Origin of the sequence: Sphingobacterium litopenaei (assembly GCF_014692495.1) — a bacterium.
GTDB classification, from domain to species: Bacteria; Bacteroidota; Bacteroidia; order Sphingobacteriales; family Sphingobacteriaceae; genus Sphingobacterium; species Sphingobacterium litopenaei.
Map to the genome: position 1 here is coordinate 1 of NZ_JACOIJ010000063.1, position 6078 is coordinate 6078.

General features: G+C 36.9%; 4 protein-coding genes and 1 pseudogene. 4 read left to right on the top strand and 1 reads right to left on the bottom strand.

From position 1 onward, the window contains the following. Together H8B04_RS16565 and rmuC are read left to right on the top strand one after the other, a co-directional pair. Nucleotides 1-201 (top strand): transposase (locus H8B04_RS16565; RefSeq protein WP_223815483.1); only part of this gene is annotated, 201 nt, incomplete at its 5' end. 47 nt (nt 202-248) lie between these two features. Continuing rightward, nucleotides 249-1571, top strand: coding sequence for a DNA recombination protein RmuC (gene rmuC / locus H8B04_RS16570; RefSeq protein ID WP_165292128.1), 1323 nt, complete (start codon nt 249-251; stop codon nt 1569-1571). Between the two features lie 858 nt (nt 1572-2429). On the opposite strand, the gene ggt is transcribed toward rmuC, so the two are convergent. Then, nucleotides 2430-4124, bottom strand: coding sequence for a gamma-glutamyltransferase (gene ggt / locus H8B04_RS16575; RefSeq protein WP_190303045.1), 1695 nt, complete (start codon nt 4122-4124; stop codon nt 2430-2432). 218 nt (nt 4125-4342) lie between these two features. Between ggt and H8B04_RS16580 the strand changes: the two genes are divergently transcribed. Together H8B04_RS16580 and H8B04_RS16585 are read left to right on the top strand one after the other, a co-directional pair. After that, nucleotides 4343-5548, top strand: coding sequence for an IS110 family RNA-guided transposase (locus H8B04_RS16580; protein ID WP_317170680.1), 1206 nt, complete (start codon nt 4343-4345; stop codon nt 5546-5548). 375 nt (nt 5549-5923) lie between these two features. Beyond that, nucleotides 5924-6078, top strand: a pseudogene (locus H8B04_RS16585) (IS5/IS1182 family transposase); the annotation flags it as partial.

Below are 6078 nucleotides of genomic sequence, written 5' to 3' on the forward strand. Positions count from 1 at the left end.
CTTTCAATAAGAGAATGGACTTGCGAAAATGGACACGTTTTAGACCGTGATTTAAACGCTGCAAAAAACATTCTGAAAGAAGGATTAAAAATAATATCGTCAGGAACTGGCGATTACACGGGCGGAGGCTCAAATAAGACTTTGGAAACAAAGCACAAGTCTGTGAAGCCCGAAGCCCATTTGTCTTTAGCAAATGGGTAGTTCACAAGGTGGTCTTTACAGACCATTTTTTGTTTTAATAAGATTTTATGGAAATTATTTTAGGCGCATTAATCGTCATATTGTTATTCATTTGCATTTATCTTGCTGTGCAAAAAGCTAAGGCTGTTTCTAAGGCAGAATTTGATAAATTATGTCAGTACAAGCAGGATTTGGAAATTGAATATGCTAAGGTAAAGCAATTTGCAGAGCTTCAAGCGCAGGAGAAAGAAGACTTAAAGAAAGCTTTAGAGAAAGAAAAGAATGAACGCAATGCTTTAGAACGAACTTTAGAAGGAACGAATGCTTATCTGCAAGCCCAGCAGGAAAAGTTCGAAGAACAAAAAGATGAGATTCAGCGTACCAAAGTGCAATTCAATAATGAGTTTCAAGTGTTGGCGAATAAGATACTCGAAGAAAAGTCCCAGAAGTTTACAGCTTTAAATCAACAATATTTAGGCGTTATTTTGGATCCATTGAAAGAGAAAATCAAAACTTTTGAAGAAAAAGTGGAGAAATCTTATGCGCAGGAATCTGCCGAGCGTAATGTCTTGAAAGGTGTGGTGGAACAATTGATGCAACAAAGTTTGCAGATTAAAGATGAAGCCAATAATCTGACTCGAGCTTTGAAGGGTGATTCCAAAAAGCAAGGAAACTGGGGTGAGGTCATATTAGAGCGAGTATTAGAGCGTTCCGGATTGTCCAAAGATCAAGAATATCGTTTACAAGCTTCCTTGCAGGATGAATTTGGACGTCGTTTGCAACCCGATGCTATTATTGATCTCCCTGATGATAAACAGTTAGTCGTAGATTCTAAAGTTTCTTTAATTGCTTATGATAATTATATCAATGCGGAGACGGAAGAGGAATTGGCATTGCATTTGAAATTGCACGTTCAATCAATTGAAAATCACGTAAAAGAACTTTCTGCTAAGAATTATCACAGTTTATACGGAATTCATTCTCCAGATTTTGTGCTGCTTTTTATACCAATAGAATCAGCCTTGAGTGTAGCTGTAATGCAGAAGCCAGAATTATTTTCGGATGCTTGGGATAGGAGAGTGGTCATTGTAAGTCCTTCAACATTATTGGCTACTTTGCGTACCATAGCCTCGATGTGGAAACAAGAAAGACAAAATCGTAATGTCTTAGAAATAGCACGTGAAGCAGGGGCATTATACGATAAATTTGTCGGGTTCTTAACTGATATGCAACAAATTCAAGTTCATCTAAATAAAGCTTCAGAAAAACACGATGAAGCCATGAAAAAACTCTCTACAGGGGCAGGTAATGTTGTACGAAGAGTAGAAAATTTGAAAACTTTAGGGGCTAAAGCCAATAAGCAAATTGACGATAAATATTTAGATACATAATCGAGTAGGAAGATAGGGATTATTTCCCTATCTGTCCTCTCACACCCGGCATACGGATCCGTACCAAGGCAGTTTGTTAGAATAACGTCGTTTGATGTGTTGTTCTCCAGTAATATCCATTAGAGATGACACGATCAACTGCGTGTTTGACATTTCGGATGTGTAATATCTCTTCCAACATAATATTACTGAAAAAAAACCTCAGGCATTGTGTCCACTTCGTTGCACGACTCAGCTAAGCTCCTCTTGCATTTTACTATCAGTTTCCGACCTATCCTCATGCAAAGCAGTTCTCTTAAGTGGTTCGGCTTTTAACGCTTCGTCATAAACTTATTGGTTCCTTTGCCATTCTAACTTTCAGACCTTCCCCTGTATAAAGTAGAGAAATAGGGTACTATGTCCTCTGCTGACTTCTGACTAAAGCATACTAGCATTATTATTCTGCTAGATGTTTCTTCGCGGGCATTCGCCTATACCTTTGACAGAGTTTAGTCAGATCTCCCCAGGTAAGAACAATAACTTTCACCTCATATATCCGCTACATTTACCATAGTGTTTCCGTACAGTTTAGGGCTTCGCCTTGTGTTGCAATTCCATCTTGTACATACCGATTCCTCTAAAATTACTGTTTGTAAATGAATTGTAGGACTATGGTAAATGTTTTTGACTTGGTTAGAACAAGATGTTAATCTTGTAAGTTCTTCTTTCTTCATATGTAATAGGTAGTGTTTGGTGGCAAAAAAAATTGCAACCGCAAATCTACAAGTAATTTTCGAGTATTAATTTTTGTTTGTAACAAAAAAAACCGAGAATGATTTTATTCATTTCTCGGTTTCAGAAATAATGATAAACTCAGGATTAATACCCCATGGCTGTATCATCTCCTCGATGATCGGCACCAGCTTGAAGTTTGCCATTAGGCAATACAATGATATTTTCTACGCGGCCAATGTTACCTCTTTTGTGGATTTTATAGCCATCTTTCTCTAAGCTAATACGTGTATTTTCATCAATAGCTTTAGCTTCCACATCTATGCGATCTGGTTTCCACTGATGGTGGAATCGAGGTGCACTTACTGATTCTTGTGCTGTCATACCAAATTCTAATACATTTAAAATAGTTTGGAATACAGATGTGATAATCGTAGAACCGCCGGGAGTGCCAACTACCATTTTCAATTTACCGTCTTTCTCGATAATTGTCGGTGTCATAGCAGAAAGCATACGCTTTCCTGGTTCTACAGAATTCGCTTTTCCTCCTAATAAACCATACATATTTGGCGTTCCTGGTTTTACAGAAAAATCGTCCATTTCATTGTTTAATAAGAATCCAGCCCCATCTACCCAAACTAAAGAGCCATAAGAACCGTTAATAGTTGTAGTTAACGAAACTGCATTTCCATCTTTATCTACTATGCTATAGTGGGTAGTTTGTTCAGATTCGTAGCCTGGAAACACGCCTGCTTTGATGGTTTCATTTGAAGTAGCTTTCGCGAGAGAAACATTAGCCATTCGGCTACGGTTATATTCAGCAGATGTCAAATGTTCTACAGGAACTTTATAAAAATCAGGATCACCTAAGTGTGTAGCTCTATCTGCATATACACGGCGTTCTGCTTCCACCATGGCACGTACTGTACTGTCGGATTGAAAACCCCATTTTGCCAATGGATATTTCTCAACTGATTGTAATAAAGCTAATAGCGCAATACCACCACTAGAAGGAGGTGGCATAGAAATAATTTTATGTCCTTTGTACTCACCTACGATCGGTTGACGCCAAATGGCTTGGTAGTCTTCAAGATCTTTGTGCGTAATTATACCGTTTCCACGTTTCATTTCTGCCACAATATAATCCGCAGTTTTTCCTTTGTAGAATCCGTCGCGACCATCTTTAGCAATACGTTTCAAGGTTTCTGCTAATTCTTTTTGAACGAAAATATCTCCTTCTTTCCATTCTTCGTTCTTAATAATGGCTGCACCATTAGGATTAAATTTTATAAAATCTGATTTATATTCATTGAATTCACTTGCTTGTCTCTTAGTGATTGCGAATCCTTTTTCAGCTAATTCAATTGCAGGTTGTACTAATTCTTTCCATGATAAGCTTGCATATTTTTTGAAAGCTTCATCCATACCAGCCACTGCTCCTGGTACACCAGTAGCGAGTTGTCCATATAAACTTAAGTCTGTGATAGGATTACCGTCTTTATCTAAATACATATCTTTGAAAGCTGCTGCTGGAGCCTTTTCGCGGAAGTCCAAAGAAGTAATTTCTCCTGTTTTGCTGCGATAAACCATAAAACCTCCACCGCCAAGATTACCTGCATTAGGATATACTACTGCTAAAGCAAATTTCACAGCAATGGCTGCATCTACAGCATTTCCACCTTTTTTTAGGATGTCAACACCAACTTTGGAAGCTAAAGGATGTGCGGTTACAACAGCACCGTTTTGATATTCTGTTTGATTAGTTGAGGTTGGGGATTGTTGAGATGTACGACAGCCAAAACTCAAAAAAGAAATGATAATCAAATAAATGACGTTTTTCATATAAAATTAAAGGTTGCTTGTTTGTGCCTAAAGATACTTATAATCAGAAAAAATAGGTAAATAAATAGTTTCTTCTTTAAAATAAAACATTCATGATATTTCGGGTATCACCAACAGCCATGAAAGTTACGGGCTCATAGTCCCAATAGGCTTTCGCCAAAAAGGTATCTTATTACCAATAAATAATTAAAACTATGGCTGTTAGCTGATTACCCTTTATTCTTGATCGTGGTTGTGGACTAGATGTTCACAAGGACACGGTAGTTGCTACTATTAAAGTTAGCAATTTTGTTACAGAAACAAGGACTTTTTTAACATTCACTGATGATTTATACGAATTAGTTGAATGGTTGCAATCGTATAATATTACAGAGATTGCTATGGAGAGTACCGGCGTTTACTGGCGTCCCGTGTACGCTGTTTTAGAAGACTATTTTCATATATTATTGGTAAATGCCCGTCACATTAAAAATGTTCCTGGACAGAAGACGGATAAAAAGGATAGTGAATGGATTTGTAAACTTCTACTTTCAGGATTGTTAAAAGGGAGTTTTATTCCCCAAGAACATATACGTGAGCTCCGGGAACTTTATCGTCATCGTCGCAAACTTATCGGAATGCGAACAGCAGAAAAAAATAGGCTACAGAATGTTTTGGAATCCGCGAATATTAAGCTAGGAAGTGTTGTGAGTGATGTATTTGGAGTAAGTGCCATGCAGATGATTCGCTCCATTGCCCAAGGACAAACAGATCCTCTTTTACTCAGCTGCATGTCTAAAGGCAGTCTAGTAAAAAAACATAATGACCTTTTAAAAGCACTTAAAGGAAAAATAACCAAGCATCATCAGTTTATGTTAACCCTCATACTGCAATCCATTGATTTTATCAACTTACAAATAGCACAAATAGAGGCTCAAATGGACCAGTATAAAAAGATGCTAGAAGAACAGGTGAAGTTATTGGAAAGTATCCCCGGAGTTTCATCACAGGTAGCTCTTGGTATTCTATCGGAGATAGGGACTGATATGGAACAATTCCCTTCACACCAGAATATTTGTTCTTGGGCCGGGGTGTGTCCCGGAAACAATGAGAGTGCGGGTAAAAAGTATTCCAGTAAGATAACAAAAGGTAATAAATATCTCAAGACTACATTAGTGGAAGCTGCATGGGCAGCTTCTCGATCTAAGGCGAATCCCATATTAGCTGTAAAACATCAACAAATAGCTAGCCGTAGAGGGCATAAAAAAGCAACAATAGCAATAGCTCATAAAATACTTATTGCCGCATATCATGTTCTAAGAGATAAGGAAGCTTATCAACTACATCCACAAGATGTAAAAATTATGGAGAACAGAAGATTACGAAAAATAGAAAGATTACAAAAACAATTGAGTACTTTAAAAAATACGTCTTACAAAAATTAAAAGATCGTCCTTTTTTTGGTGGTTAGACTCCCCGGAAATAAAACTGATATCAGACGTTTAAGAACCAACAGTTGATGCCTTAGAGCTCGTAGAAAAAATTATACTCTTGTTTTTTTTAATCATTAAAAACAAAAAATTGTAAACTAAAAAACTATAAAAAAATTTATGAAGATAAAAATGACCTTTGAATAGTTCATTGGTTTGATAAGATATTGCCTATATCTAAAATAGATCTAAGACTTTCAGAAAAAAAGGGGAGATTTTTCGAGGGCACTAAAAAAGTCCCCTTTTATATTGGACCAAAAAAAAAGGAGTGGAAAGTGCATTTTCTACTCCTTTTTTTGTATCTTAAATTAAGCTTTAACGGATATCAGGATGCTTTCTACCCAACAAAAAATACAGCTCAGTTCTTATTCAGGATTGTACGATATCATTGTTCCAAAAGACAATCTTCTTCGGAGAATCAACGATCTTATCGATTTCAGTTTTATCTATGATGAGTTGTTGGAGAAGTATTGCCATACTAATGG

Excerpts from the sequence above, each read along its gene's own strand:
- rmuC (WP_165292128.1), top strand. The coding sequence starts at position 249 with ATGGAAATTATTTTAGGCGCATTAATCGTCATATTGTTATTCATTTGC.
- ggt (WP_190303045.1), bottom strand. The coding sequence starts at position 4,124 with ATGAAAAACGTCATTTATTTGATTATCATTTCTTTTTTGAGTTTTGGC.